26 protein-coding genes and 1 tRNA gene are annotated in these 25,433 nt (G+C 68.2%); 11 read left to right on the top strand and 16 right to left on the bottom strand.

Translation table 11 applies throughout. The annotated features are described in order from the left end of the window. Positions 1-134 precede the first annotated feature (134 nt). Positions 135-1,160 carry an RluA family pseudouridine synthase gene (locus EU805_RS10950; RefSeq protein ID WP_129764013.1) on the bottom strand — a complete coding sequence of 342 codons (1,026 nt, stop codon included), beginning with the start codon at positions 1,158-1,160 and terminating at the stop codon, positions 135-137. 33 nt (positions 1,161-1,193) lie between these two features. Next, positions 1,194-1,270: transfer RNA gene (locus EU805_RS10945), tRNA-His, on the bottom strand. Between the two features lie 116 nt (positions 1,271-1,386). On the opposite strand from EU805_RS10945, the gene EU805_RS10940 reads away from it, so the two are divergent. Beyond that, positions 1,387-1,578, top strand: coding sequence for a DUF6324 family protein (locus EU805_RS10940; protein ID WP_129764012.1), 192 nt, complete (start codon positions 1,387-1,389; stop codon positions 1,576-1,578). A gap of 160 nt (positions 1,579-1,738) precedes the next feature. On the opposite strand, the gene EU805_RS10935 is transcribed toward EU805_RS10940, so the two are convergent. The 7 genes from EU805_RS10935 to EU805_RS10905 all read right to left on the bottom strand — a co-directional run bounded on the left by EU805_RS10935 (position 1,739) and on the right by EU805_RS10905 (position 6,454). Beyond that, positions 1,739-2,206: an MmcB family DNA repair protein gene (locus EU805_RS10935; protein ID WP_129764011.1), complete on the bottom strand. Its 468-nt coding sequence runs from the start codon at positions 2,204-2,206 to the stop codon at positions 1,739-1,741. Positions 2,207-2,522: 316 nt separating this feature from the next. Then, positions 2,523-2,711: a hypothetical protein gene (locus EU805_RS10930; RefSeq protein ID WP_129764010.1), complete on the bottom strand. Its 189-nt coding sequence runs from the start codon at positions 2,709-2,711 to the stop codon at positions 2,523-2,525. 227 nt (positions 2,712-2,938) lie between these two features. Further along, positions 2,939-3,406: a transcription antitermination factor NusB gene (nusB, locus tag EU805_RS10925; RefSeq protein WP_129764009.1), complete on the bottom strand. Its 468-nt coding sequence runs from the start codon at positions 3,404-3,406 to the stop codon at positions 2,939-2,941. Next, positions 3,403-3,927 carry a 6,7-dimethyl-8-ribityllumazine synthase gene (locus EU805_RS10920; protein ID WP_370318196.1) on the bottom strand — a complete coding sequence of 175 codons (525 nt, stop codon included), beginning with the start codon at positions 3,925-3,927 and terminating at the stop codon, positions 3,403-3,405. Before EU805_RS10920 ends, nusB begins: the two co-directional genes overlap by 4 nt. Beyond that, the gene (ribB, locus tag EU805_RS10915; RefSeq protein WP_129764008.1) at positions 3,924-5,051 is read right to left on the bottom strand and encodes a 3,4-dihydroxy-2-butanone-4-phosphate synthase; all 1,128 of its coding nucleotides are present in this window, start codon (positions 5,049-5,051) and stop codon (positions 3,924-3,926) included. The genes EU805_RS10920 and ribB overlap by 4 nt, the downstream gene beginning before the upstream one ends. 303 nt (positions 5,052-5,354) lie before the next feature. Next, a complete protein-coding gene (locus EU805_RS10910; protein WP_129764007.1) occupies positions 5,355-5,774 on the bottom strand; it encodes a PA2169 family four-helix-bundle protein in 420 nt (139 codons plus the stop codon). 74 nt (positions 5,775-5,848) lie between these two features. Then, complete coding sequence (locus tag EU805_RS10905; protein ID WP_129764006.1) at positions 5,849-6,454, bottom strand: riboflavin synthase; 606 nt, start codon at positions 6,452-6,454, stop codon at positions 5,849-5,851. Between the two features lie 150 nt (positions 6,455-6,604). Between EU805_RS10905 and EU805_RS10900 the strand changes: the two genes are divergently transcribed. The 3 genes from EU805_RS10900 to EU805_RS10890 all read left to right on the top strand — a co-directional run bounded on the left by EU805_RS10900 (position 6,605) and on the right by EU805_RS10890 (position 11,303). Then, complete coding sequence (locus EU805_RS10900; protein ID WP_129764005.1) at positions 6,605-7,891, top strand: capsule biosynthesis protein; 1,287 nt, start codon at positions 6,605-6,607, stop codon at positions 7,889-7,891. A 268-nt stretch (positions 7,892-8,159) separates the two neighbouring features. Further along, complete coding sequence (locus tag EU805_RS10895; RefSeq protein WP_242494125.1) at positions 8,160-9,290, top strand: polysaccharide biosynthesis/export family protein; 1,131 nt, start codon at positions 8,160-8,162, stop codon at positions 9,288-9,290. 3 nt (positions 9,291-9,293) lie between these two features. Then, on the top strand, positions 9,294-11,303 hold the full coding sequence (locus tag EU805_RS10890; protein ID WP_129764004.1) for a capsular polysaccharide biosynthesis protein: 2,010 nt from the start codon (positions 9,294-9,296) through the stop codon (positions 11,301-11,303). 72 nt (positions 11,304-11,375) lie between these two features. On the opposite strand, the gene ribD is transcribed toward EU805_RS10890, so the two are convergent. From ribD to EU805_RS10875, 3 genes are all read right to left on the bottom strand, one after another. Then, positions 11,376-12,470, bottom strand: a complete 1,095-nt coding sequence (gene ribD, locus EU805_RS10885; RefSeq protein ID WP_129764003.1) for a bifunctional diaminohydroxyphosphoribosylaminopyrimidine deaminase/5-amino-6-(5-phosphoribosylamino)uracil reductase RibD — start codon at positions 12,468-12,470, stop codon at positions 11,376-11,378. Then, complete coding sequence (gene nrdR / locus EU805_RS10880; RefSeq protein WP_129764002.1) at positions 12,467-12,934, bottom strand: transcriptional regulator NrdR; 468 nt, start codon at positions 12,932-12,934, stop codon at positions 12,467-12,469. Before nrdR ends, ribD begins: the two co-directional genes overlap by 4 nt. 132 nt (positions 12,935-13,066) lie before the next feature. Beyond that, positions 13,067-13,480, bottom strand: a complete 414-nt coding sequence (locus EU805_RS10875; RefSeq protein WP_129764001.1) for a secondary thiamine-phosphate synthase enzyme YjbQ — start codon at positions 13,478-13,480, stop codon at positions 13,067-13,069. Between the two features lie 53 nt (positions 13,481-13,533). Between EU805_RS10875 and EU805_RS10870 the strand changes: the two genes are divergently transcribed. Together EU805_RS10870 and EU805_RS17445 are read left to right on the top strand one after the other, a co-directional pair. After that, the gene (locus tag EU805_RS10870) at positions 13,534-14,208 is read left to right on the top strand and encodes an SDR family oxidoreductase (RefSeq protein ID WP_129764000.1); all 675 of its coding nucleotides are present in this window, start codon (positions 13,534-13,536) and stop codon (positions 14,206-14,208) included. A gap of 4 nt (positions 14,209-14,212) precedes the next feature. Beyond that, positions 14,213-14,389 (top strand): hypothetical protein, encoded by a 177-nt coding sequence (locus EU805_RS17445; protein WP_165351930.1) that lies wholly within the window; start codon positions 14,213-14,215, stop codon positions 14,387-14,389. A gap of 64 nt (positions 14,390-14,453) precedes the next feature. On the opposite strand, the gene EU805_RS10865 is transcribed toward EU805_RS17445, so the two are convergent. The 3 genes from EU805_RS10865 to dnaG form a co-directional block, all read right to left on the bottom strand. After that, positions 14,454-14,732, bottom strand: coding sequence for an HlyU family transcriptional regulator (locus EU805_RS10865; protein WP_129763999.1), 279 nt, complete (start codon positions 14,730-14,732; stop codon positions 14,454-14,456). Between the two features lie 3 nt (positions 14,733-14,735). Next, the gene (rpoD, locus tag EU805_RS10860) at positions 14,736-16,709 is read right to left on the bottom strand and encodes an RNA polymerase sigma factor RpoD (protein ID WP_129763998.1); all 1,974 of its coding nucleotides are present in this window, start codon (positions 16,707-16,709) and stop codon (positions 14,736-14,738) included. 170 nt (positions 16,710-16,879) lie between these two features. Continuing rightward, positions 16,880-18,841, bottom strand: a complete 1,962-nt coding sequence (gene dnaG, locus EU805_RS10855; RefSeq protein WP_129763997.1) for a DNA primase — start codon at positions 18,839-18,841, stop codon at positions 16,880-16,882. 161 nt (positions 18,842-19,002) lie between these two features. Here dnaG and EU805_RS10850 point away from each other — a divergent pair, with 161 nt between their 5' ends. Continuing rightward, positions 19,003-19,776: an ABC transporter ATP-binding protein gene (locus EU805_RS10850; protein ID WP_165351929.1), complete on the top strand. Its 774-nt coding sequence runs from the start codon at positions 19,003-19,005 to the stop codon at positions 19,774-19,776. A 200-nt stretch (positions 19,777-19,976) separates the two neighbouring features. Continuing rightward, complete coding sequence (locus EU805_RS10845) at positions 19,977-20,702, top strand: transporter substrate-binding domain-containing protein (RefSeq protein ID WP_129763995.1); 726 nt, start codon at positions 19,977-19,979, stop codon at positions 20,700-20,702. 117 nt (positions 20,703-20,819) lie between these two features. Here EU805_RS10845 and EU805_RS10840 read toward each other — a convergent pair whose 3' ends face one another. After that, positions 20,820-21,914, bottom strand: a complete 1,095-nt coding sequence (locus EU805_RS10840; RefSeq protein WP_129763994.1) for a PAS domain-containing protein — start codon at positions 21,912-21,914, stop codon at positions 20,820-20,822. 179 nt (positions 21,915-22,093) lie between these two features. On the opposite strand from EU805_RS10840, the gene EU805_RS10835 reads away from it, so the two are divergent. From EU805_RS10835 to EU805_RS10825, 3 genes are all read left to right on the top strand, one after another. Further along, positions 22,094-22,966, top strand: a complete 873-nt coding sequence (locus EU805_RS10835; RefSeq protein ID WP_129763993.1) for an ABC transporter permease — start codon at positions 22,094-22,096, stop codon at positions 22,964-22,966. 265 nt (positions 22,967-23,231) lie between these two features. Further along, positions 23,232-24,038, top strand: a complete 807-nt coding sequence (locus EU805_RS10830) for an ABC transporter permease subunit (protein WP_129763992.1) — start codon at positions 23,232-23,234, stop codon at positions 24,036-24,038. A gap of 55 nt (positions 24,039-24,093) precedes the next feature. Further along, on the top strand, positions 24,094-25,425 hold the full coding sequence (locus tag EU805_RS10825; RefSeq protein ID WP_129763991.1) for a glutamine synthetase family protein: 1,332 nt from the start codon (positions 24,094-24,096) through the stop codon (positions 25,423-25,425). Positions 25,426-25,433: the final 8 nt, after the last annotated feature.

The raw sequence follows: 25,433 nt of genomic DNA, 5'->3' as shown, positions 1-25,433 counted from the left end.
CCTGTCCGACCAATGTATCAGGCCTTAACATGAATATGGGTATGCAGTGCGATCGTTTCAACGACCTTGCAATCACGGTGTAAACCAATCGTAAACGACACGGTTCCGCTTCACACCTCGCGTTGACGCACACGTCAGATGCGCGTGTGCAGCGCTTCGACAAGATCGCGCATATCCCCGGGCAGATCCGCCTCGAACGACATCTCGGCCCCCGTTACCGGATGCACGAAACCCAGCGTCGCCGCATGCAGCGCCTGCCGCGGAAAGGCCCGCGCCGCGGCGACCCCGTCCTCGCCCACCGACTTGGCCGACAGCTTCTGCCGCCCACCGTAGACCGGGTCGCCGATCAGCCCGTGCCCGCAATGCGCCAGGTGCACCCGGATCTGGTGCGTGCGTCCCGTCTCCAGCCAGCATTCGATCAGCGCGGCCGCGGCCGGACGGCCCAGTGACTCCAGGATCCGCGCCCGCGTGACCGCATGCCGCCCTTCTCGGAACGACACCGCCTGCTTTTGCCGATCGGTCCGGTGACGGCCCAGGAACGTCTGCACCTTCAGGATATTGCCCGGCTCGAAGCTTGTCCCCTTTACCCCCCGCAACCGCGGATCGGCGGCATCGGGCACCCCGAAGCAGACCGCAAGATACCGCCGCGCCACCGAATGGTCGGCGAACTGCGCGGCCAGCCCTTGATGCGCCGCATCGGACTTCGCCACGACCAGCAGACCGCTCGTCTCCTTGTCGATCCGGTGCACGATGCCGGGGCGTTTCATCCCGCCCACGCCGGACAGATCCGCGCCGCAATGATGGATGAGCGCGTTGACCAGCGTGCCGTCCGGACTGCCCGGGGCGGGATGCACCACCATGCCCGCGGGCTTGTTCACCACGATCAGGTCGGCGTCCTCGTGCACGATATCAAGCGCGATGGCCTGGCCGCCGATATGGCTCTCCTCGGCCTGCGGCACCTCGATCTCGACCTGCGCGCCCGCCATGATTCGCGCACGCGCATCCTGCACCACGACCCCGTCGATGCGCACCGCGCCCTGGCTCAGCAAAGCCCCCAGCCGCGACCGGCTCAGCCCCGCCGCCTCCGGCACGTCGCGCGCCAGCGCCTTGTCCAGCCGGGCGGGCGGATCCTCGGCGATCTGGAAGCTGATACGCGTCATCCCGCGCCTTTCACATCTGCCAAAAGGGGGGAGTGGTACCACCTCCTGGTCTCGAACCAGGGACCTCTTGATCCACAATCAAGCGCTCTAACCAACTGAGCTAAGGCGGCACTGCGGGCGATTTAGCCAAACCCCCGCCCGATTGCAAGACCCGCGACGCCCCGACCGGACGCTTGCCAACACCGCCCCCCTGCCTTACCTCCCCGGCATCGAAAAGGAGTGCTCCATGGGTATCAACGACGAACGCGACGTCGAGGCGAACATCCAGATCGGCCCGACCGACCTCGGTATGGTCCGCCTGTTCATCACCGCCGGCCCGACAGAGATCCCGATGGACTTCGACCCCGAGGAAGCCGACGAGATCGCCGAGGAACTCCGCGCCGCGGCCCAGGCCGCCCGCGCCGTCAAATCCCGCTGAGCGCGACGGCGCAGCGCCGCACAACCCCGGGTCGCCCTAGGCGTCAACGTTCCGACCCGCGCGGCTTCCCTGCTTCTTCTGGCCAAAAATATCCGCCCCGCCGGCAAGGCGTCCCGCACTTTCCGCATGCACCGCGGCCTGTCTGAAAGCATGACCGGTCTTAAACCCGTCCGAACACCGGCACGAAGCCCGGATCCCGCACCGCCTGCGCCCGGATCGCGGCGTGGCGGGCGAACTTCTGGATCACCCCCTTGCGCCGGGCGGGGGCGAGCTTCGTCTCGGGACCCATCCGCAGGATCTCCGCGTCGTAGGCGTCGGCGATGATCAGCCCGGTCCCTTCCGGCAGCAGGTCGGTGTCGAAATCGGGCCCCACGGCCCAGAAGAACCGGTCGCACCACTCCAGGTAGCCCTGCCACTTGGCGTCGGCGCGGAAATCCGCGCGGCTCGACTTGCACTCGACCACCCAGATCTCTCCCTTGGGGCCAAGCGCCATGACGTCGACCCGCAACCCGGGCGCGGGCACCAGCTCCTCGACCGACACGAAGTCGAGACTGCGCATGTGCCGCGACACGCCGCGCGCCAGCATCTGGCCGGGCATGAGGGTGGGTTGCTGAAGATCATCGGGCATGGGGGTAAATATGAACAAACCGTAAACATGCGTCAACCGAAAGCCGATCCACACCGCCCCCCTTGTCCCGCGGCACGGCGCATCCTAGCTAGCGGTCAGGCGGGTTTCTGCTCTTCCCGTGCGCATGGGGGCTACATTCCAGTGGCCTTAAGCAAATCCGAGGGCGCTGGCTCTGTCCGGACCCTGGTTCGGTTAACCGGTACCCACCTGTAGTAACAGGTCCTCGGGAATAAGCCCTCGCACGGTCGCTGCGGTTCCCGCCACAAAAAGCCCCGACTTTTTGTGGCCGTGCGCAAGGCTGTCTTGCGCAGCAAGATCAGCAGCGCACCCAGTCGCAACTGCGCAAGATCAACACAAAAAGCCCCGACTTTTTGTGGCGCGTGCGCAAGGCTGTCGTGCGCAGCAAGATCAGCAGCGCACCCAGTCGCAACTGTGCGGGATCAATACAAAACCCCCGGCGTTTCGCAGCGTGCGCAAAGTCCGTTCTGCAAAGCAAAATCGCCATCTCACGCCCTCTCCTACACGCCACCGATGCCGGCACTTCCGGTGCCACCAGGCCTTCTGCACCAAGGGCCATTCGCGCACGAAACCAGCCCGACGCATCTCAAGCTGCCCAAGGCTCCATATACGCAGGACCGCAGGCATCCCCCTTCATCTGGCCAGACAAACTCCGGGGTCCGGGGCGGAGCCCCGAAAGGGGTGGGTGGGCGGGCAACCGCCCCCACCCCGATATCAGAACCCGCCGGGGATCATCTCGTGCGCCATGTGATCGAGCACGGCGTTGGTGAAACGCGGCTCCTTCGTCTCTGGAAAGAAGGCGCCGGCCACGTCGACGAACTCCTTGATGACCACCCGGGGCGGCGTGTCGGCGATCAGAAGCTCCGCGCCCGCGGCCCGGAAGAGCGCGCGCAAGGTGGGGTCGATCCGGCCCAGCGGCCACTTGGCCACCAGCGCCCGGTCCGTCAGTTGGTCGATGCGGACCTGGTCCTCGACCGCGCGCTCGATCAGCGCGCGGAAGAGGTCCACGTCCCCCTCCATCATCTCGATATCGTCGCGGATCTCGCCGAAGCGGTGATCCTCGAACTCGGTGCGGACCCTGTCGACGGATTGATCGGCGGATTCCATCTGGAAGAGCGCCTGCACCGCGTAAAGCCGGGAGGCCGCCTTCATCTTGCGCCGCTGGTTGTTCGACAGGGTCATACGGTCTCTCCCCCCTTGGCCTGGCGCGCGAAGCCCACACCGCCTTCGGGCCGCGCGAGGCTGCGGGTCATCGCGATGAGGTGGAGCGCCGCCGCCGCGGCCCCGCCGCCCTTGTTCTGGCCCGCCGCGTCCGCGCGCACCGCGGCCTGCTCGTAGGTCTCGACCGTCAGGATGCCGTTGCCGATGCACAGCCCCTGCAGGCCCAGCAAGGTCAGGCCCCGGCTGGAATCGTTGCAGACCGTCTCGTAATGCGTGGTTTCGCCCCGGATCACGCAGCCCAGCGCCACGTAGCCGTCGAACGTCGCCAACCGCTCGGCGATGCCGATGGCCGTGGGGATCTCCAGCGCGCCGGGCACGTCGCGCACCTCCAGCGTCGCACCCGCCTCTTCCGCCACGGCCCGGGCGCCGGCGATCTGCTGGTCGTAGATGTCCTTGTAGTAGGGCGAGGCCACGGCCAGCAGCCGGACGGGGGCGTCGAAGGCCGGCAGCGGCATCTGGTAGTGCGAGGGTCCGGCCATCATCCAATCTCCGAGATCTTGCGGGTGCCCGTGATCTCAAGCCCGTAGGCGTCGAGGCCCACGATCCTGGGGCGGGGCGAATTGCTCAACAACTCGATCCGGTGCAGGCCGAGCGAGGACAGGATCTGCGCGCCAAGGCCATACTGCCGCAAGGTGCGCGGCGAAACCTCGTCGTCGGCGTGCAACTGCATCTCGAGATCGCGCAGAAGCACCAGGACGCCGCGCCCTTCGGCGGCGATCAGCTCCATCGCGTCGCCGAACTCGTTGCGCCGTCCCGCAGGCCCTGCGCCCACGACGTCCAGCATGGGATCGAGCGCGTGCATCCGCACCAGCACCGGCGCGTCGGTAGTGACGTCGCCCTTCACCAGCGCGATATGCTCGGCGCCATGGGTCTCGTCGGTGTAGATCTTCAGCTGCCACTCTCCGCCGAACTCGGATTCGAACGTGCTGTCGCGGCGCAGCCGCACCAGGTTGTCGTGGCGACGGCGATAGGCGATCAGGTCGCTGATCGTGCCGATCTTCAACCCGTGCAACTGCGCGAAGGCCACGAGGTCCGGCAGGCGCGCCATCTCGCCGTCGTCCTTCATGATCTCGCAGATCACGCCGGAGGGATTCAGCCCCGCCAGGCGGCTGATGTCCACCGCGGCCTCGGTATGGCCCGCGCGCACCAGCACGCCGCCGTCGCGGGCGCGCAAGGGAAAGACGTGGCCCGGGGTCGCGATATCCGCAGGCCCCTTGGACGCGTCGATCGCCACCGACACGGTCCGCGCGCGGTCGTGTGCACTGATGCCGGTGGAGACCCCCTCGCGCGCCTCGATCGAGGTGGTGAAGGCGGTCTCATGCCGGGAGGAATTGTTGGTGGACATCAGCTGCAGCCCCAGCGCGTCGATCCGGTCGCCGGTCATCGACAGGCAGATCAACCCGCGCCCGTGGGTCGCCATGAAATTGATCGCATCGGGCGTCGCCATCTGCGCGGGGATCACCAGATCGCCCTCGTTCTCGCGGTCCTCGTGGTCCACCAGCAGGAACATGCGCCCGTTGCGCGCGTCCTCGATGATCTCCTCGATCGAGCTGATGGCGTCGCGCCAATCCATCTCGACCGGGCCGGGCTGTTCGAAAGCTGTCATGGGCGTCTTCCCTCTCGCGTCCGCGCTCACGTAGCCCAAGTGGCGCGCAAGGGAAAGGGAGCGGTGGGTGCGACGCGGTGTCGGACGGAATGCGTCGTGCCGGACCGGCGCGCGGGGTGGAGCCTGCGGGACGCCTCGCCGGCGGGGCGGATATTTTTCGCCAGAAGAAGCAGGGGACCGCTGCGCGGAGGGGTGGGCGCTTGGGGTGGAGGCCCCGTTTCAACGCATCGGAGGTCCCGGCTCCGCGAAAAGGGCCGGTGTGTTGACACCGGCCCCGCGTATTTCAGATGCGGAAGGCGACCCTCAGGACAGCGCCTTCGCTTCCTCGCGCGCGGCGGCGACCTTGGCGCGCTGGGTTTCGAGGAAGGCCCAGTCGGGCTGGCCCTTCGTCGCCTCGATCGCCTTGTCGTAGGCGGATTCGAGGACGCCGTCGCCGCGGGCGCATTCGGCCAGAATGCCGCTGTCGCCCGAGGAGATCGCATCGCGGATCTTCAGACCCTCGCGGTGCAGGGCGGCGGCGGTGGAGCCTTCGGGATCCACCTCGGCGCCGGTCGCGGCGAGCTTGGCGTGGATCTCGGCGTGGAAGGCCTTGCGGTCCTCCAGGCAGCGGGTGACGAAGGCAGCATGTTCGCCCTCCATCGCCTCGGCGGCCTGGGTCCAGCCGTCGACGGCATCGACGAGGCGGGTGTGGAGGGTCTGCAGGGCGTCGGTCTGGTCGGTCATCTTGGAACTCCTTGCGGTGTGTGTGGATATCAACCGCGACCGCCCGACCCGGGTTCCTTCGGGCCCCTTTCGTTTCAGCCCGCGTAATCCTGCAGGCGGGCGACGTAGCGGGCCATGGTGTCGATCTCGAGGTTGATGGCATCGCCTTCGCGCACCTCGCCCCAGGTCGTGACCGCCTGAGTATGCGGGATCACGTTGACGCCGAAGGTCGCGCCATCGACCTCGTTCACGGTGAGCGAGGTGCCGTTGAGCGCGACCGACCCCTTGGGCGCGATGAAGCGGGCCAGGGTGTCGGGCGCGCGAAACGTCATGCGGGTGCTGTCGCCTTCCGTACGCAAAGACAGAAGTTCGGCCACCCCGTCCACGTGGCCGGAGACGATGTGACCGCCCAGCTCGTCACCGACCTTCAGCGCGCGTTCGAGGTTCAGGCGCTTGCCCTCGCCCCAGGCGTTGCGGCCGATCGAGGTGGCGTCCACCGTCTCGCGGCTGATCTCGACCTCGAACCACGGCTCCGGATCGGTGCCGGTGGCGATCACCGTCAGGCAGACGCCTTCGCAGGCGATCGAGGCGCCGATGTCGATGGTCTTCACATCGTAGGCGGTGCCGATCCGCGCCCGCAGATCGCCGCGCTGGTCGAGCGACAGGACTTTTCCGACGTCCGTGACAATACCGGTGAACATGATCTGGCCTCTCGCCTCGTGTCTGCGGCGCCACAAGACCAGAGCCTGCGCCGCCCCGCAAGGGTCGCAGCATCGCACCGTCACCGCCTCAATTCCGCCCTGTGCCGTTCCTAGGCGATACGCTAGATCAAGAGGATGCCCGCCAGCCCGATGACCGATCCCGCCACCCGCCGCTTCCTGTTTTTGCAAGGACCACACGGCCCCTTCCTGTGGCGGCTGGCCCGGATGCTGCGCAATGCGGGGGCGCAGGTCTGGCGGGTCGGCTTCAACGCGGGCGACCGGGCGTTCTGGTTCCGGGGCGAGAACTACATCCCCTACCGCGGCACGCCCGGGGACTGGGGCGTGGCCTTTCGCGCGCTGGTCGCGGCGCACGGGATCACGGACATCGTGCTCTACGGCGACACCCGGCCCGTGCACGCCGAGGCGGTCGAGATCGCGCGCGAGATCGGCTTGCGCATCCACGTCTTCGAGGAAGGCTACATGCGCCCCTACTGGATCACCTACGAGCGCGGCGGCACCAATGGCAACTCGCGCCTGATGAGCCTCGAGGTGCCCCAGATGCAACGGGCGCTCGCCCGCTCCGACCTCGAGGTGCGCACCCCGCCCACGCATTGGGGCGAGATGAGCCACCACGTCTTCTACGGTGCGCTCTACCATTGGTTCGTCATGTTCCGGAACCGCGACTACCGCAACTTCGCCCGGCATCGCGAACTGCCCGTCACCACCGAGGCGCGGCTTTACACCAAGCGTCTGCTGCTGATGCCGTTCATCGCGCTCGACCGGCGGATCGCCACGCTGCGGATCCGGTACGGCGGATTCCCCTATCACCTGGTGCTGCTGCAGCTGGAGCACGACGCGAGCTTCCAGAAACATTCGCCCTTCACACGGATGGAGGAATTCCTAACCGTCGTGATGGAGGGCTTCGCGGGGTCGGTGCCGAAGCATCATCACCTGGTCTTCAAGGCCCATCCGCTGGACAACGAGCGCAGCCCCACCAAGCGGATCATCCGCCGTCTCGCACGGGACCTGGGCGTCACCGAGCGGGTGCACTTCGTGCGCGGCGGCAAGCTTGCGCGGCTGCTGGATCACGCCCGCACCGCCGTCACCGTGAACTCGACCGCCGGACAGCAGGTGCTGTGGCGCAGCATCCCGCTGAAGGTCTTCGGCACGGCCGTCTACGCCAAGCCGGAGTTCGTCTCGGACCAGCCGCTGCCGGACTTCTTCGCCAGCCCCGACCGGCCCGACAGCCGGGCCTACAAGGACTACCGCCGCTTCCTGCTGGAGACGAGCCAGGTGCCCGGCGGCTTTTATTCCGCGCGCGGACGGCGGCAGTTGATGCGGCAGGTGGTGGACATGATCCTGGCTGAAACCGATCCCTACGACAGCCTGGCCGCGGGCAAGAACCCGCCGCGACAGCCGCATCGATTGCGGACCTGAGCGGCTTCGGGCGCGGGCCCGAGAAGCGGGTCGAAGCGCGGGATGTTTCGCATGCGAAACATATTATGTCAATTTTAACAGTATCTTAACCGGATCGCGCGGTCGGGGTCCGGCGGCGTGCGGGCGCGCGCTCGCGGCCATTGCGCAACACCCCGCCCGGGCGAATCACCGGTTCCACGGCTCCGCCCTTTCGCCGTGGGGCGTTCTGACCTAACCCTGAAAGGAAAAAGTCCGAGGCAGAACAATAACAGGTCGAGGAGACCGAGCTGTGACATCCCTATCCCTACGCCTGTCCAAGGGCGTGGCCCTGATCATCACGCTGGGCCTCATGGCGGCCTGCGCCCTGCCCCGCGTGGGCCCCAACAAGAACGAGATCTACGCGGGCTCCGTCCTGCGCGAGGGGGATGCCTTCGTGCTGGTCGTCGACGACCGCGTGAACGCCATCGCCGCCGTCGCGCCCGCGCTGGGCTTCTCGGCGGGATTCGTGAACGCGGGCGTGCTGGGGTCGGACACGATCCGGGCCGGCGACACGCTGGGGCTGACGATCTTCGAGAACGTGGACGACGGCCTTCTGGTGCCCGCGGGCGGCAATTCCACCCAGTTGGAGGAGATCCAGGTCGACGGACAGGGCTTCATCTTCGTGCCCTACGCGGGCCGCATCCGCGCCGCCGGCAACACGCCCGAGGCGATCCGCCGCATCATCGCAGAGCGCCTGTCCGACCAGACCCCAGACCCGCAGGTCACCGTACGCCGCCTGGCGGGCGACGGGGCGACGGTGTCGGTGGCGGGGGCCGTGAACGCGCAGGGCGTCTATCCCATCGAGCGGCCCACCCGGACGCTGATCGCGATGCTGGCGCAGGCCGGTGGCGTGTCGATCGAGCCCGAGATCGCCCGCGTGACGATCCAGCGCGGCGGGCACACGGCGGAGGTCTTCTACGACGAGCTCTACGAGGATCCGCGCAACGACGTGGCCCTGCGGGACGGCGACAACATCATCGTGGAATCCGACAGCCGCACCTTCACCGCATTGGGGGCGACCGGATCGCAGGACCGCGTCACCTTCGACGCCAAGTCCCTCTCGGCGATCGAGGCGATCGCGACGGTAGGCGGGCTGTCGTCGCTCACCGCCGATCCCACGGGCGTCTTCGTGCTGCGCAACGAACCCGAGGCCATCGCCGAGCAACTGGTGGGCCAGGACCTGATCGGCACGCAGCGGGTCGTCTACGTGCTGGACCTCACCAAGCCGAACGGCCTGTTCATGGCCCGCGACTTCGCGGTCCGCGACGGCGACACGATCTACGTGACCGAAGCGCCCTTCGTGCAGTTCGACAAGACCGTGGCCGCGATCACCGGGTCGCTCTCGGCGACGACGGCGGTGGGCTCGGCCACCGGGCTGTAAGCCTTGGACCGCACCGACGACGCCGCCGCGGACGGGACTCCGCGGCGGCTTTTCGTCTACAACGGCGGGTTTCTGACGCAGAGCCGGGTGCGGCGGATCCTGACGCTGGCCGGCTGGGACATCCGGCTGGGCCTGCCCGGACCGGGCGACACGGTGGGCGTCTGGGGGCAATCGCCCACCGCTCACCGGGGGGAGGCCGTGGCGGGACGCCGCGCGGCGCCGGTGCTGCGGGTCGAGGACGCCTTCCTGCGGTCGGTGCGGACCGGGCGTGACGGGGACGCGCCGCTGGGGCTGACGGTCGACGGGCGCGGGATGCACTACGATCCCGCGCAGCCCTCCGACCTGGAGGTTCTGCTGCGCGATCACCCGCTGGACGACACCGCGCTGCTGTCCCGCGCGCGCGACGGCATCGCGCGCGTCAGACGGGCCCGCCTGTCGAAATACAACATGCACGATCCGGCACTGCCCCCGCCCCCGCCCGGCTACGTGCTGGTGATCGACCAGACCGCGGGCGACGCCGCGGTGCGCGCGAGCGGGGCGGATGCCAACACGTTCCGGGAAATGCTGACCTATGCGCAGACCGATCATCCGGGCGCGCGCATCGTCGTCAAGACCCACCCCGAGACGGTACAGGGCCACCGGGAGGGGTATTACGGCCCCGGGGACGCGACCGCGCGGATCACGCTCCTCGATCAGCCCGTCTGCCCACATACGCTGCTGGAGGGGGCCATCGCGGTCTATACCGTCTCCTCCCAGATGGGGTTCGAGGCGATCCTGGCGGGCCATCGTCCGGTGGTCTTCGGACAGCCCTTCTACGTCGGCTGGGGCCTGACGGAGGACCGCGCGCCGCTCGACCGGAGGCAGCGGCGGCTGACCCGCGCGCAGCTCTTCGCGGGGGCCATGCTGCTTTATCCGCTGTGGTACGACCCCTGCCGCGACCGGTTGTGCCGGTTCGAGGACAGCGTCGATGCGCTGGCCGCCCAGGCGCGGGCCTGGCGCGAGGACCGCCTGGGCTGGCGCGCGCACGGCATGTCGTCGTGGAAGCGAAGGCCCCTGCAGAAGGTCTTCGGCGCGGTGCGGCCCGTCACCTTCTCCGGCCCCGCGGGGGACCGGCGGGAGATGATCTGGGCGTCGAAGGCACCGGCCGAAACCGCCATGGTGCGGGTGGAGGACGGGTTCCTGCGTTCGCGCGGGCTGGGCGCGGAACTGGTGCCGCCGCTGAGCCTGGTGCTGGACGAGGTGGGGATCTACTACGACCCCGCGCGGCCCAGCGGGCTGGAGGCGCTTATCGAACGCGCCCCCGACCTGCCGGGCTTCGCGGTGGCCCGGGCGGAGCGATTGGTGCAGACGCTCACGGCGGCGGGCCTGTCGAAATACAACCTGGGCGGCGCGGCACTGCCGGACCTGCCCGAGGGGCGGCGGATCCTCGTGCCCGGCCAGGTGGCGGACGATGCCTCCGTCCGGCTGGGCGCGGCGGAGGTCGCGACGAACCGCGACCTGTTGCAGGCGGTGCACGCGGCGAACCCGGCGGCGGTGATCCTGTGGAAGCCGCATCCGGACGTGGTGGCGGGGCTGCGGGACGGGGCGGTGGCGGATTGGCAGAACTGGGCCGACGCGATGACGCTGGCCTCGGCGGATGCGGCGCTGGGTGCGGTGGACGAGGTCTGGACCATGACCTCGGGCATCGGGTTCGAGGCGCTCTTGCGGGGCAAGCGTGTCGTTTGCCTGGGCCAGCCGTTCTACGCGGGCTGGGGCCTGACGGAGGACCGTGCCATGCCGCTGGTGCGGCGCACGGCCCGCCCGTCGCTTTCGCAGATGGTGCATGCGACGCTGATCGACTATCCCCGCTACTTCGATCCCGTGAGCGGGCTCGCGTGCCCGGTCGAGGTGGTGGTCGAGCGTCTGCGGGACGGTCCCCTGCCCCGCCCCGGCTGGGGCAACCGGGCGCTGGCCAAGCTGCAGGGACGGTTTGCGAGCCACGCCTGGCTTTGGCGGGGAAAGAGGGGCCGGTAAGCCCGCCGCGCTCGGGCGGGCCCGTGCTTCAAGAAAACTCGGGGATCTCGCCGCGCCCGGCGGACCCGTGCGTCAGGCCGGAACCGCGCGCCGCGGGTGCCAGCGGGTCAGGGTGTCCTGGCCCAGGGTGCGGCTTTCGATCAGATCGAAGCGGGGGGCCGTCGACAGGTCGCGCACGCCCATGCCCGCAAGCGACGGCAGCCCGTCCGAGCCGATGGCGCAACCGGCCTGCATCAGGATGATCTCGTCCACCAGGTCGAAATGCAGGAGGGAGGCCGCGAGGTGCCCGCCGCCTTCGCAGAGGACGCGGGTCAGCCCGCGGGCGCCCATCTGCGCGAGGGCTGCGTGAAGGTCGACCTGGTGATCCTTCTGGGCGACCTCGATCAGGTCCACCTCGGTCCCCGACCAAGGCCGCGTCTGCGCGCCCGCGCAGTGAAACAGCCAGACCGGCTGCTGGGCCGCGGTCTTGGTCAGGCGGCTGTTGACCGGCAGGTTCAGATCGCGCGACAGGACGATGCGGACCGGCTGGCGCATCTCTCCCAGGTCGCGGACGTCGAGCGAGGGATCGTCGGCGCGCGCCGTGCCGCCGCCGATCATCACCGCGTCATGGCGCGCGCGCAGCCCGTGCACGACGCGGCGGGACTGCGGCCCGGTGATCCAGCGCGACTCCCCCGTGGTGGTGGCGATGCGCCCGTCGAGCGTGCTGGCCAGTTTCAGCGTGACCCAGGGCCGGCCCGTCGTGACCCGCTTGAGAAAGCCCGCGTGAAGGGCGCGCGCCTCGGCCTCCAGCGGGCCGGTGTCGACGGTGATCCCCGCATCGCGCAGGATCTGGATGCCAGCCCCCGCGACACGGGGGTCGGGATCGCCGGTGCCGATGACGACGCGGGCCACGCCCGCCTCGACCAGCGCCCGCGCGCAGGGCGGGGTCTGCCCGGTGTGGGCGCAAGGCTCCAGGGTGACGTAGGCGGTGGCCCCACGCGCCGCCTCCCCCGCCTGGTCGAGCGCCACCCGCTCGGCATGCGGGCGCCCGCCGCGCGCGGTGGTCCCGCGCCCGACGATGATCCCGTCCTTCACGAGCACGCAGCCCACCGACGGATTGGGCCAGGTCCGGCCAAGCCCGCGCGCCCCGAGCGAGATCGCAAGCGCCATGAAACGGGTGTCGGTCATGTATCGGGCACCGGGGCCGGGCGCAGGTCTTCCATGAATTTCTCGAAATCGTCGGCGGCCTGGAAGTTCTTGTAGACGGAGGCGAAGCGCACGTAGGCCACGGTGTCGATCCGGGCGAGGCTTTCCATCACGATCTCTCCGATGGTGCCGGAGGGGATGTCGGTCTCTCCCATCGATTCCAGCCGCCGGACGATGCCCGAGATCATCTGGTCCATGCGTTCGGGCTCCACAGGGCGCTTCTGCAGCGCGATGCGGATCGAGCGTTCGAGCTTCGGGCGGTCGAAATCCTCGCGGCGGCCGTTCGACTTGATGACGACGAGATCGCGCAACTGGACCCGTTCGTAGGTGGTGAAGCGGCCCCCGCAGGCCGGGCAGAAGCGGCGGCGGCGGATGGCGACGTGATCCTCGGCCGGGCGGCTGTCCTTGACCTGCGTGTCGACATTTCCGCAAAAGGGGCAACGCATGGGGCCTGTCCTTCCTGTCCGTTGGGGTGGACCCCCGGTTATCCACACCCCTTATAGGGAGGCCGCCAGAGCTCGGGTAGACCCTGTGGATAACCCGCTGCATGTTGGTGCATCGCTGCAACCCGTTGGCCGTCACGCCAGATGGGCGACGATCCGGCGGCTGTGCGGGGCGGTGCGATGCTCGAAGAGGTAGATCCCCTGCCAGGTGCCCAAGCCGAGCGCTCCCTCTGTCACCGGGATCGACAGGTGGGTCGGCAACAGGGCCGCCTTGATATGTCCCGGCATGTCGTCGGGGCCTTCGTAGGTATGCGTCAGATACGACATCGACGGATCGGTCGTGGGCGGCACCAGCCGCTGCAGCCAGGCAAGCAGGTCCGATTGCACCTCCGGATCGGCGTTTTCCTGGATCAGCAGGCTGGCCGAGGTGTGCTGCAGGAACAGCGTCAGCAGGCCCGTCGTGGCCTGGGCCTGCACCCAGTCGCGGACCGTGTCGGTGATCTCCGTCAGGCCTGGGCCTTTGGTCTGGAAGGTGAAGCGTGTCTGCATGGGGGACCTTTGCGGACGTCCGGGCGTTGAAGGGTGACCATAGGAGAGTGACGATGAGCGACAAGACACTATTCATCACCGGCGCATCGAGCGGCATCGGAGAGGCCACGGCCCGTGCTGCGGTGGCAAGCGGGTGGAACGTGGGCCTGTTTGCCCGCAGCGCGGACGAGCTCGACCGGATCGCGGGCGATCTGGGCGACAAGGCGCTGCCGTTGCCGGGCGATGCGACGGATTTCGCGGCCCAGGAAGACGCGGTGAAGAAACTCGCCGACGCCTTCGGCGGGGTCGACGCGGCCTTCGCCAACGCGGGCCGCGGCACGTCCCAGGGCGGCGCGGAAGGCGGCGATCTGGACGACTGGCAGGCGATGGTGGACCTCAACGTGATGGGGATGCTCAAGACGGTGAAGGCCGCCCTGCCCCACCTGAAACCGCGCAAGGGTCACATGGTGATGACCGGGTCCGCCGCGGGACGGCGCCATATCTCGGGCTCTGTCTACGGGGCGACGAAGTGGTTCGTGCACGGCTATGCCGGCAACCTGGCCGAGGAGATGAAGGAGTGGGGCGGGCGCTGCACGGTGATCGCGCCGGGCATGGTGAACACCGCCTTCTTCGACGAGGAGAAACCCGGCAAGCTGCAGCCGGACGACGTGGCCGAGGCCGTGATGCTGGCGCTGAACGCGGGCCCCCAGAACGACGTGCGCGAAGTATTCCTGATGCCGAGAGGGTGAGACCATGAGCAACATGCCAACCGACCGCCGCGGAACGACGCGCGACCCCGAGCAGGCCGACAAGGCCAAGCTGCCGGAAGATCCGAAGACGAAGGTGGACCTGGACGTGCCCGAGCCGAAGGAGGACGAACCCACCGGCCCCGGCACCATCCACGATCCGAACATGGCAGACCGGACGTGAAAAGGCCCCGGCGGTTTCCGCGATGAACCGTCGGGGCCGAGCGTTTCAGCGATAAGGGCCGGGGTCAGCCGTAGAGGCTGGCCCCCTGTTCGTCGATGACCTGACGGGCCTTCGCGATCGCGGCCTGTGACGCCTCTTGCGGATCGGTGAAGGTGTCGGCGCGGATCAGCGTATGGACCTTGCCGTCCCGCTCGATCCGGGCCGCCAGACGGTAGGTCTTTCCTTCTGCCTGCGGCGTGGGCGTGATGCGGTGACCCTTGTGCTCGACACTGGCCGCCTCTGCCGGGGCGCTGTCGCCGCGCTCGCTTTTGCCACCGCCGAAGAATTTGCCAAGCCAGGACATCGCTTACTGATCCAGGAAGCTGCGCAGCTTGCGCGAGCGGGAGGGGTGCTTGAGCTTGCGCAGGGCCTTCGCCTCGATCTGGCGGATGCGTTCGCGGGTGACGGAGAACTGCTGGCCGACCTCTTCGAGGGTGTGGTCGGTGTTCATGCCGATGCCGAAGCGCATGCGCAGCACGCGCTCTTCGCGCGGGGTGAGCGAGGCGAGGACGCGGGTCGTGGTTTCCTTCAGGTTTTCCTGAATGGCGGAATCGAGCGGCAGGATCGCGTTCTTGTCCTCGATGAAATCGCCGAGCTGGCTGTCTTCCTCGTCGCCGATGGGGGTTTCGAGAGAGATCGGCTCCTTGGCGATCTTCATCACCTTGCGGACTTTCTCGAGCGGCATCTGCAGCTTTTCGGCCAGCTCCTCGGGCGTCGGCTCGCGGCCGATCTCGTGCAGCATCTGGCGGCCGGTCCGCACCAGCTTGTTGATCGTCTCGATCATGTGGACGGGAATGCGGATCGTGCGGGCCTGATCGGCAATGGAACGGGTGATCGCCTGCCGGATCCACCAGGTCGCGTAGGTCGAGAACTTGTAGCCGCGGCGATACTCGAACTTGTCGACGGCCTTCATCAGGCCGATGTTGCCTTCCTGGATGAGGTCCAGGAACTGCAACCCGCGGTTGGTGTATTTCTTGGCGATGGAGATCACGAGGCGCAGGTTGGCCTCGACCATTTCCTTCTTGGCGGCGCGGGCCTCCTTCTCGCCCTTCTGGACCTGGGCCACGATGCGGCGGAATTCGGTGATATCGACGCCGACGTATTGGCCGACCTGGGCCATGTCGCCGCGCAGGTCCTCGATCTTGTCGGTGGAGCGTTCGATCAGCATCGACCAGCCGCGCCCGGGCTTCTGGGCGATGTCGTCGAGCCAGTTGGGGTCCAGCTCGCGGCCGCGGTAGGCGTCGATGAATTCGCGGCGGTTGATGCGGGCCTGGTCGGCCAGCTTCACCATCGCTGAATCAATCTGCATGATCCGGCGGTTGATGCCGTAAAGCTGGTCGATCAGCGCCTCGATCCGGTTGTTGTGCAGGTGCAGCGAGTTCACCATCTCGACGATCTCGGCGCGCAGGGCCTGGTAGGTTGTCTCCTGGCTTTCGGAGAAGCTGCTGTCCTCGTTGAGCGTCGCGTCCATCCGGGCGTCCTGCATGTCGGACAGCCGGGCGAAGTCGTTCGCGATCACGTCGAGCGTTTCCAGCACGCGCGGCTTCAGCGCGGCCTCCATCGCGGCGAGCGACATGTTGGCCTGGTCGTCGTCGTCCTCGTCGTCGTCCTTGGCGATGGGATTGCCGTCGGCGTCCAGTTCGGGCTTGTCCTCTTCCCTGCTGGTGTCGCCTTCGGTGCCGACGACGGGCGTGCCGCCCTCTTCTTCGTCGAGCTGGTTGCCGAAGGTGGTCTCCAGGTCGATGACGTCGCGCAACAGGATGTCTTCGCTGAGAAGTTCGTCGCGCCAGATCGTGATGGCCTGAAAGGTCAGCGGGCTTTCGCACAGCCCCAGGATCATCGTGTTGCGACCGGCCTCGATCCGCTTGGCGATGGCGATCTCGCCCTCGCGAGAGAGCAGCTCCACGCTGCCCATCTCGCGCAGGTACATGCGCACGGGATCGTCGGTGCGGTCGAGCTTCTCGGCCTCGGCCCCGCCCAGCGCCACGTCGCGGCTGCCCGCGACGGTGGCCACCTGGGTGCCGGCCTTGGTTTCCTCTGTCTCCTCGGATTCCTCTTCCTCGGTGACCTGGATGCCCATTTCCGAGAGCATCGACATCACGTCCTCGATCTGGTCGGAGGAGACCTGGTCGGGCGGCAGCACCGCGTTGAGCTGGTCGTAGGTGATGTAGCCACGCTCGCGCGCGTCCTGGATCATCTTCTTGACGGCGGCCTGCGACAGATCGAGAGAGAGGTCGTTGTCGGCGTCGTTCTTGCGATCGTCGTTGTCCTTGGCGGCCATCAAGCGGTCTCCCTCGTGCGTGCACCTGCGACCCAAGTGATTCGGGCGATTCGGTTTGAACGAATCAACGCGGTTCGCTGCCGATTCGCAACCGCGTCCCCGATCAATGCTGGGTGTTGTTGCATGAATTTCCTTAAATCAGGGGCGCATCGCCCGCCGGTTCAGGGGAGTCACTTAGGGTCTGATTTCGGCTTTGCAATCACAAGCCTGTCCCAAAGCGCCCGCGCGGCCCGCAACTCGTCGGAATCGAGCGCCGCCCCGTTGTCGGCCACGACCATCTCCGTCGCGGCGCCCTGCTTGATGATGCGCGCGCGTTCCGCGGCCGAGGTGGCCTGCGACAGCCGCCAGGTCAGGCTTTCGTCGCCCGCGTCGAGATCGGCCTCCGCCTCGGCGATCTCTCCGGGCAGGGCGCGGGCGGTGGTGAGCTTGGCGAAGGCCTCCGACAGGCAGGCGGTGGCGAAGTCCAGATCGCCCGGTTTGCGCAGGCCCGAGGACAGGCGGATGAGGGGCTGTGCTGCGATACGCTCCTGCGCGGGCGACAGGCCCGCCGCGGCGATCGCCGGGTTCGGATCGGCGCCCGGTTCGATCCGCAAGAGCACCGCGCGCAAGGCGGCGTGGTCGGAATCGGCGCAGTCCATCGCCTCGATCTGGGGCATGAAGGGGTCGATGGCGGCGGGGGTGGCGATGAGCGTGGCCAGGATCACCGCCTCGCGCAGGTGATCGTCGCGCGCGGCCCCCGTGGCCAGCGCGGAGCTGCGGTTGGAGGCGGAGGGCGCCATCTCCCGGTGCCAGGCATCCTGCGCGCGCTGGCCCTTCTGGAACGGACGGTTCTGGCGCCTGGGCTGGGGGCGCTTGCGAAAGAGCTGCCATTTCAGGTCCTTGAGCGCCTGGTCGTAATGACCGCGCAGGTCGGGGTCCTGGATCGGGGCGATCCGGTCGCGCAGGGCCTTGTCGAGCGCGGCACGGCGTTCGGGCGAATCGAAGGTCTTGCCCTCGGTCTCGCGCTGCCAGAGCAGCTGGACCATGGGCACGGCGGCATCGAGGATCCCCTGCATCGCCTCCTTGCCCTGCTGCTTGAGCACGTCGTCGGGGTCCTGGCCCGCGGGCATCAGGGCAAACCGCAGGGACTTGCCCGATTGCAGCAGCGGAAGGGCCACGTCCATGGTGCGCATCGCCGCGCGCAGGCCCGCGGTATCGCCGTCGAGCGCGATCACCGGCTCGTCCGAGATGCGCCACAAGAGCGCCAGGTGATGTTCGGTGACGGCCGTGCCCAGGGGGGCGACCGCCGCCTCGAACCCCGCCTGCGACAGGGCGATCACGTCCATGTAGCCTTCGGCCACCACCAGCGTCTGGCCCTTGCCCGCCGCGGTGCGCGCGGGCCCGATGTTATAGAGCGTGCGCGACTTGTCGAAGAGCGGGGTTTCGGGCGAGTTGAGGTATTTCGCCCGGGCATTCGGATCCATCGCCCGCCCGCCCAGCGCGATGGCGCGGCCCCGCGCGTTGCGGATCGGAAAGATGATGCGGCCCCGGAACCGGTCGTAAGGCGCTCCGCCCCGGTCCGATTCCGCGGCGAGCCCCGCCTCGATCACCTTGGCCTGCGGCACGCCCTTGTCGGTGAGCGCCTTCAGCGTGCCGCCGTGATCGGGGGCAAAGCCGATGTCCCAGTGTGCGCAGGCGGCCTCGTCCAGGCCCCGGCGGGCGAGGTAGGCGCGGGCCTCCGCCGCGGCGGCGGTGCGCAGGTTCAGCTTGAGGTGCTGGACGGCCTGTTCCATCACGTCGGCCAGTTCGGTGCGCGCGTCGGCCTTTTCCTGCGCGCGCCGATCGCGGGCGGGCATGGTCAGGCCCGCTTCGCCGGCGAGGATCTCCACCGCTTCCATGAAGCCCACGTTCTCGGTCTCGCGCACGAAGGAGATCGCGTCGCCCTTCGCGTGGCAGCCGAAGCAGTAGTAGAACCCCTTGCGGTCGTCGACGTGGAAGGAGGCGGACTTTTCCTGGTGGAACGGGCATGGCGCCCACATGTCGCCCTTGCCCGGGTTCGACTTGCGCGTGTCCCACATGACCTTGCGCCCGACCACGTCGGAGATCGACAGGCGCGTGCGCAGCTCATCAAGGAAACCGGGTGGCAGGGACATGGGGGCGAATATCGAATCTTGCGGCCCCGGAGTCGAGAGCCGTTCGAGCGCCCGGGCGGACCGGCGGGACGGCGGGCGGGGCGCCTTGCCTCGTCAGAGGCAACAGCGCCGCGCGGTGGTGCGCGCTTGCAAATATGCGCGATCCGGTCTTTTCTGCGCCGATGACCACGCCCGTTCTGGAAATCCGCGACCTGCACAAGGCCTACGGCACGCTCGAAGTGCTCAAGGGTGTCGATATCACCGCCCCCGCGGGGCATGTCGTATCGCTCATCGGCTCTTCGGGGTCGGGCAAGTCGACCCTGCTGCGCTGCGCCAACCTGCTGGAGGACAGCCAGCAGGGCGAGATCCTCTTCGCGGGCGAGCCGGTGGTCTGGAAGGGCGAGGGCCACGCCCGGCGCCCGGCGGATGCGAAACAGATCACCCGTATCCGCACGAACCTGTCGATGGTATTCCAATCCTTCAACCTGTGGGCGCACATGACGATCCTGCAGAACGTGATGGAAGCCCCCGTCACCGTGCTCAAGCGCGACCGGGCGGAGGTCGAGGCCGCGGCCCGCGGCTACCTCGCCAAGGTGGGCATCGGCGACAAGGCGGACGCCTACCCCGCACAGCTATCGGGCGGTCAGCAGCAGCGCGCCGCCATCGCCCGCGCGCTGTGCATGGAGCCGCGCGCGCTTCTCTTCGACGAGCCGACCAGCGCGCTCGACCCCGAGCTGGAGCAGGAGGTGGTGCGCGTTATCAAGGCCCTGGCCGAGGAAGGGCGCACCATGATCATCGTGACCCACGACATGCGCATGGCCCACGACGTGAGCGATCACGTGGTCTTCCTGCACCAGGGCCGGATCGAGGAGCAGGGCCCGCCCGGCGCGCTTTTCAACGCGCCGAAGACCGAGCGGCTGCGCGGTTTCCTGTCCTCGACCGGTGCGATGGTCTGAGGGCCCTGCCCCGCTTTTTCGGGACCCGCGCAACTTCGGGCGGGGCCGCCGCCGGGCAGGTGAGACGCTGACGCGGCGTCCCCGGGCCCGGGGGTTTCGCGCGGCGCGCCCATCCCGGCTTGCGTTCGGCCCGGTTTCGCCGCACCTTTCGGCGCAGTGCAAACCGGGATCAACCCGGTCCAACCAACGGGAGACGACCCATGAAGACCACCCTGATCGCAGGCGCCCTGGCGCTGACCGCCACCGCGGCATTCGCCCAGTCCGAGGACGGCACCGTCCGTTTGGGCACCGAGGGCGCCTATCCTCCGTACAACTTCCTCAACGACGCGGGCGAGGTCGACGGCTTCGAGCGCGCGCTGGGCGACGAGCTTTGCGCCCGGGCCGAGCTGACCTGCGAGTGGGTCACGAACGACTGGGACAGCATCATCCCCAACCTGGTGTCCGGCAACTACGACGCGATCATCGCGGGCATGTCGATCACCGACGAGCGCGACGAGGTCATCGACTTCTCCGATCCCTACACGCAGCCCGACCCCTCAGCCTTCGCGGCGATGAGCGACGTCGACATGAGCACCGGCGTGATCGCGGCGCAGACCGGCACGATCCAGGCGGCGCATGTCGCCTCCGAGATGGCCGACGCGACGCTTCTTGAGTTCGCGACCCCGGAAGAAGCCGTCACCGCCGTCAGCAACGGCGAGGCCGACGCGGTCATCGCCGACAAGGCCTACCTCGAGCCCATCGTGGAGGAAGGCGATCTGTCCTTCATCGGCGAGGACGTCCTGATCGGCGGCGGCATTGGCCTTGGCATCCGCGAAAGCGACGGCGAGCTGCGCGAGACCTTCAACACGGCGATCCAGTCGATGAAGGACGACGGGTCGCTCAACGCGCTGATCGAGGAATGGCTGCCCGGTTCGGCGACCTTCTGATCCCGCGCACCCGCGTTGCGCGATCACGGCAAGGGGCCGTCCGAAAGGGCGGCCCCTTCTGCATGGGGACCCTGATGAACGGGGCCCCTTCTGCATGAGGCTCCTGCTGCATGGGGGTCAGCCCTGCTCCAGCGGCACCGTCAGGTGCACCGCGAGGCCCGCGTCGCGCCAGTCGAAGGCGATCTCGGCCCCGATGGAGCGCAGGACGCCCCGCACGATGCGCGAGCCGGAGCCTGCGTTGGTGTCATCCGGCGCGCGGCTGGCGGGCCCGCCCGTCTCGACCCAGTGAAGCGTCAGAACGCCCTTCTCGCGCGTCCAGGACACGGTGACGACCCCGCCGGCGCGGCTGAGGGCGCCGTATTTCAGCGCGTTCGTGGCCAGTTCGTGAAGGGTCAGTCCCAGCGGCGTCACGGCGTGGCGCGGCACGGCCGTCAACTCGCCGTCGATGCGCATGCGCCGGTCCTCGCCCAGTTGGTAGGGTCTGAGCACGGTGGTGACCATTTCATGCAGATCGGCCGCCTGCCCGTCCGCGCCATCCGACAACGACGCGTCATGCGCGATGTCGAGCGCGTGCAGCCGCGCGGTGACCTTCTCGACCAGGGTGTCCACGTCGGTCTCGCCGCGGGCCGACAGGCGCAGGATCGACGTCATGACGGAAAAGAGATTGCGGGTGCGGTGGCGCAGTTCCTCGGCGACGTCGGCCTGCAACTCGAGGCGGCGGCGCTTCTGGACGGTATCGGTGATGTCCCATTGCGAGCCGTAGAAATGCGTGACGCGGCCATCGGCATCGAAGATCGGCCCGATGTGCAGCCCGTTCCAGAAGGGCGTGCCGTCCTTGCGGTAGTTCAGGATCTCGATCACGCGGACGTCGCGCGATGCCAAGCAGTCGCGGATCTCCTGGATCGAGGCGGGGTCGGTGTCGGGGCCCTGCAGGAACCGGCAGTTGCGGCCCACCGCCTCCTTGGTGTCGAAGCCCGTCAAGACCGAGAACGCCTGGTTGGCGAAGATGATCGGGTTGTCGGGGCGCGTGACGTCGGTGATCGTGATCGCCATCCGGGTCTGTTCGAGCGCCTGTTCGAAAAGCTGGCTCAGATCCAGCGCCATATCCCTCGGCGCAACGTTCGCCGCGGCGTCGGCGGTGTGCGGATCGAGCGCCCAGTCCTGCTGGTCGCCGTCCTGCGCGCCGTCGATGTCAGGCCTGTCGTCGATCATGGATCCCCTCCGGTGCGGTCCCGGCGCATCGCCGGGCGGACCCTTTCTAATGACTTTCCGGGGCCGCGTCACGAAAGATGTGCGCTTGTGCGGCAGATCACTGGTGCCGCGGGATTTTTTCTGCAATCCTGCCCGGCAGTGCGGACAAGGGACACGCGGACAGGGGACGATCGATCGGGATGTGCAGCGATCCGGAAACGCTCGACGGTCTGGCCTGGCTTGCCTGCTACCTTACGACCGGCAAGCATCTGAGCCTCTACTGGTCCTTCGGCACCGTCCTGCTCTTGCTGGCGATCACGGCCCCCACGGCACTGTTGTTCGGGTTCGGGGGCGCCTCGGCGGCGCGCAGCCGGGTGGCGCCGCTGCGCTGGCTGGGCAAGGGCTACATCGCGATCGTGCGCGGGGTGCCGGACATCGCCTTCTTCCTGTTCTTCGTGATCGCGCTCGACCAGGGGATCGAGTACCTGCGCCACGTCACGCTGTGCCCCGACTGGGACCAGCCGGTGCGTCAGGGCAACGATTTCGTCGTCTGCTCGGCCGCCAAGATGCCTCTGGGCAACGCGCCGCAGTGGCTGCACGAGGTCTATGGCGCGGGGCTTGCGGTGCTGACCTTCGCCATCGTCTTCGGGGCCTTCGCGGCCAACGTCCTTTACGGGGCGATGCGCGCGGTGCCGCGCGCGCAGCTGGAAACGGCGGAGGCTTACGGCATGACCCGCGCGCAGGTGACCCGCCGCGTGCTGATCCCGCAGATGTGGGTCTATGCGCTGCCGGGCCTGTCGAACCTGTGGATGGTGCTGATCAAGGCCACGCCCCTGCTGTTCCTGCTGGGGGTGGAGGACATCGTCTACTGGGCGCGCGAGCTGGGCGGCACCAAGACCGCGCGCTTCACCGACTATCCTCACGGCGACTGGCGCGTCTGGTACTTCGGGGTGCTGCTGGTGTTCTACCTGTGCTTCACGAAGGTGTCGGAGATGGTGCTGTCGCGGCTGATGGCGCGGCTGACCTACGGGCAGGCGACCTCTGGCGGCGAAGCGCAGAGGAAGGCGGCGTGATGTTCGCAAACGAGACAGCAGGTCGGGCAGCGCCTGCCTGGGCGGGCGCAGCGGGACCGATATTTGGCGCGAGACAGCGCAATATGCGTGACTTTCGGGATAAGTGTGACGGGGTAAAAGCGCCTGTCGGGGGGCAGGGCGATAACCGTCCCGGACGGCGTCCTGTGGACGGCGTCAGGCCGGAGCGGGCGGAGCCCCGGACGAGCGTGGCCCGGCCGGGGGCCGGGCGGGACGGTTGCGACTGGCGCGCGTCGAGGAGACACCCGTGAGTTGCGCGCAGACCATCGCCGATTACGCGTTCCGTAGCCTGGGCTACGGCGAGCGGCTGTTGCCGCGTTCGGATTTCACGCTGTGCCAGCAGGTGACGCTGATCGGATCGGGCATGATCTGGAACGTCTATTTCGGCGTGCTGGCCCTGCTGGCCGGGTTCTGCCTGGCCACGGTGCTGGCGCTGGGCAAGGCGTCGCCCGCGGCCCTTCTGCGCAAGCCCGCCGAGTGGTTCATCTTCGTCTTCCGGGGCTCGCCGCTCTTCATCCAGTTCTTCTTCGCCTATTTCGCCTTCCAGGCGCTGGCCTCGGAGGCGGCGGCCTTCGGAGCGTTGACCTCGGCGGCCTACGGGGCGCTTCTGGTGCTGTTCTTCAACACCTCCGCCTATTCGGCAGAGATCTTCTACGGCGCGCTGCAGTCGATCCCCAAGGGCGACACGGAAGCCGCCGACGCCTATGGGCTGACGGGCTGGGCGCGGTTCCGGCGGGTCGTCTGGCCCACGATGCTGCGGCTGGCCTGGCCCGCCTACACGAACGAGGCGATCTTCCTGTTCCACGCGACGACGCTGGTGTTCTTCTCGGGCTTTCCGGCGATCCAGCAGCGGGGCGACGCGCTTTATTACGCCAGCTACTTCGCGGACAAGACCTTCAACCCCTTCGTGCCCTACCCGATCCTGGCGCTCTATTTCATCGGCGTGTCGCTTTCGATCATCGCAGTCTTCGGGTTCGTGAACGCGCGGTTGAACCGGCACCTCTCGCCCGGCGCGCGGCCGCGCCTGCGCTACCGCCCGCAGCTTCTGCGTTGAACCTTGCCGGGGGCGGAGCCGCGGCGTAAGTCTGAAAAAACCTTGGAGATCCCCGATGAGCTGGCTCGACGACCACCCCGAAGTGCGCAACGTCCGCTGCGGTGCCGCCGACCTGAACGGACAGGCCCGCGGCAAGCGGGTGCCGATCCGCTTCGCCAAGAAGCTGGAGGTCGAGGGCACCCGCTTTCCGCTGTCGGTCCTGAATCTCGACATCTGGGGCGAGGACGTCGAGGACAGCCCGCTGGTGTTCGAGACGGGCGATCCCGACGGCGTGCTTCTGCCGACCGAACGGGGCTACGTGCCGATGCCCTGGCTGAACACGCCCAGCGCGCTCTTGCCCTTGTGGATGAGCTACGAGGACGGCACCCCCTTCCCAGGCGATCCCCGCCACGCCCTGCGCGCGGTTCTGGACCGCTACGCCGCGCGCGGCATGACCCCGGTGGTCGCCACCGAGATGGAGTTCTACCTGGTCGACGATTCGGGCGACGGGATCCGGCAGCCGCGCTCGCCGCGCTCGGGCAAGCGCCGCCCGGGGGCCGAGATCCTGTCCTTGCGCGCGCTGGATGCCTTCGACAACTTCTTCAACGACCTCTACGACGCCTGCGACGCGATGGACATTCCCGCCGAGGCCGCGATTTCCGAGGTCGGGATGGGCCAGTTCGAGGTCAACATCGAGCACGTGCCCGACGCGCTCAAGGCCGCGGACAACGCGTGGTTCTTCAAGATGCTGGTGCGCGGGATCGCGCGCAAGCACGGCATGGCGGCCAGTTTCATGGCGCGTCCCTACGAGGAATACGCAGGCTCTGGTCTGCACACGCATTTCAGCGTGATCGACGCGCAAGGCAACAACCTGATGGCCGACGGCAGCTTCGAGGGCACCCCCCTGCTGAAAAGCGCCATCGCGGGCTGCATGAAGGGCATCCCGGACCTGGCGTTGATCTTCGCGCCGCACGGCAACAGCTACGACCGGCTGGTGCCCGACAGCCACGCGCCCACTGGCGTATGCTGGGCCTACGACAACCGCACCGCCTCGATCCGGGTGCCGGGGGGCTCGCCCATGGCGCGCCGGGTCGAACACCGCGTGGCGGGCGGCGACGTGAACCCCTACCTGTTCCTGGCCGCGGTGCTGGGATCGGCGCTCATCGGGATCGAGGACGATCTGGACCCCGGCCCGCCGATCAGCGGCAATGCCTACGACCTGGACCTGCCGCAGATTCCCGACACCTGGGCCGCCGCGATCGAGCGTTTCGACAACTCCGCGCTGGCGCGCCGGATCTTCCCGGACCTGCTGGTCGACAACCTGGTGCTGACCAAGCGGCAGGAGGCGCGCTACTTCGAGGAGCTGACGCCCGAGCAGCAATTGGAGCTTTACCTCGACACCGTTTGACGGCGCCG

The organism is Salipiger sp. IMCC34102, assembly GCF_004145405.1.
Taxonomy (GTDB): Bacteria; Pseudomonadota; Alphaproteobacteria; order Rhodobacterales; family Rhodobacteraceae; genus Loktanella.
Note: the sequence above shows the minus strand (reverse complement) of the source record. Positions and strands in the feature narration are given on the sequence as shown.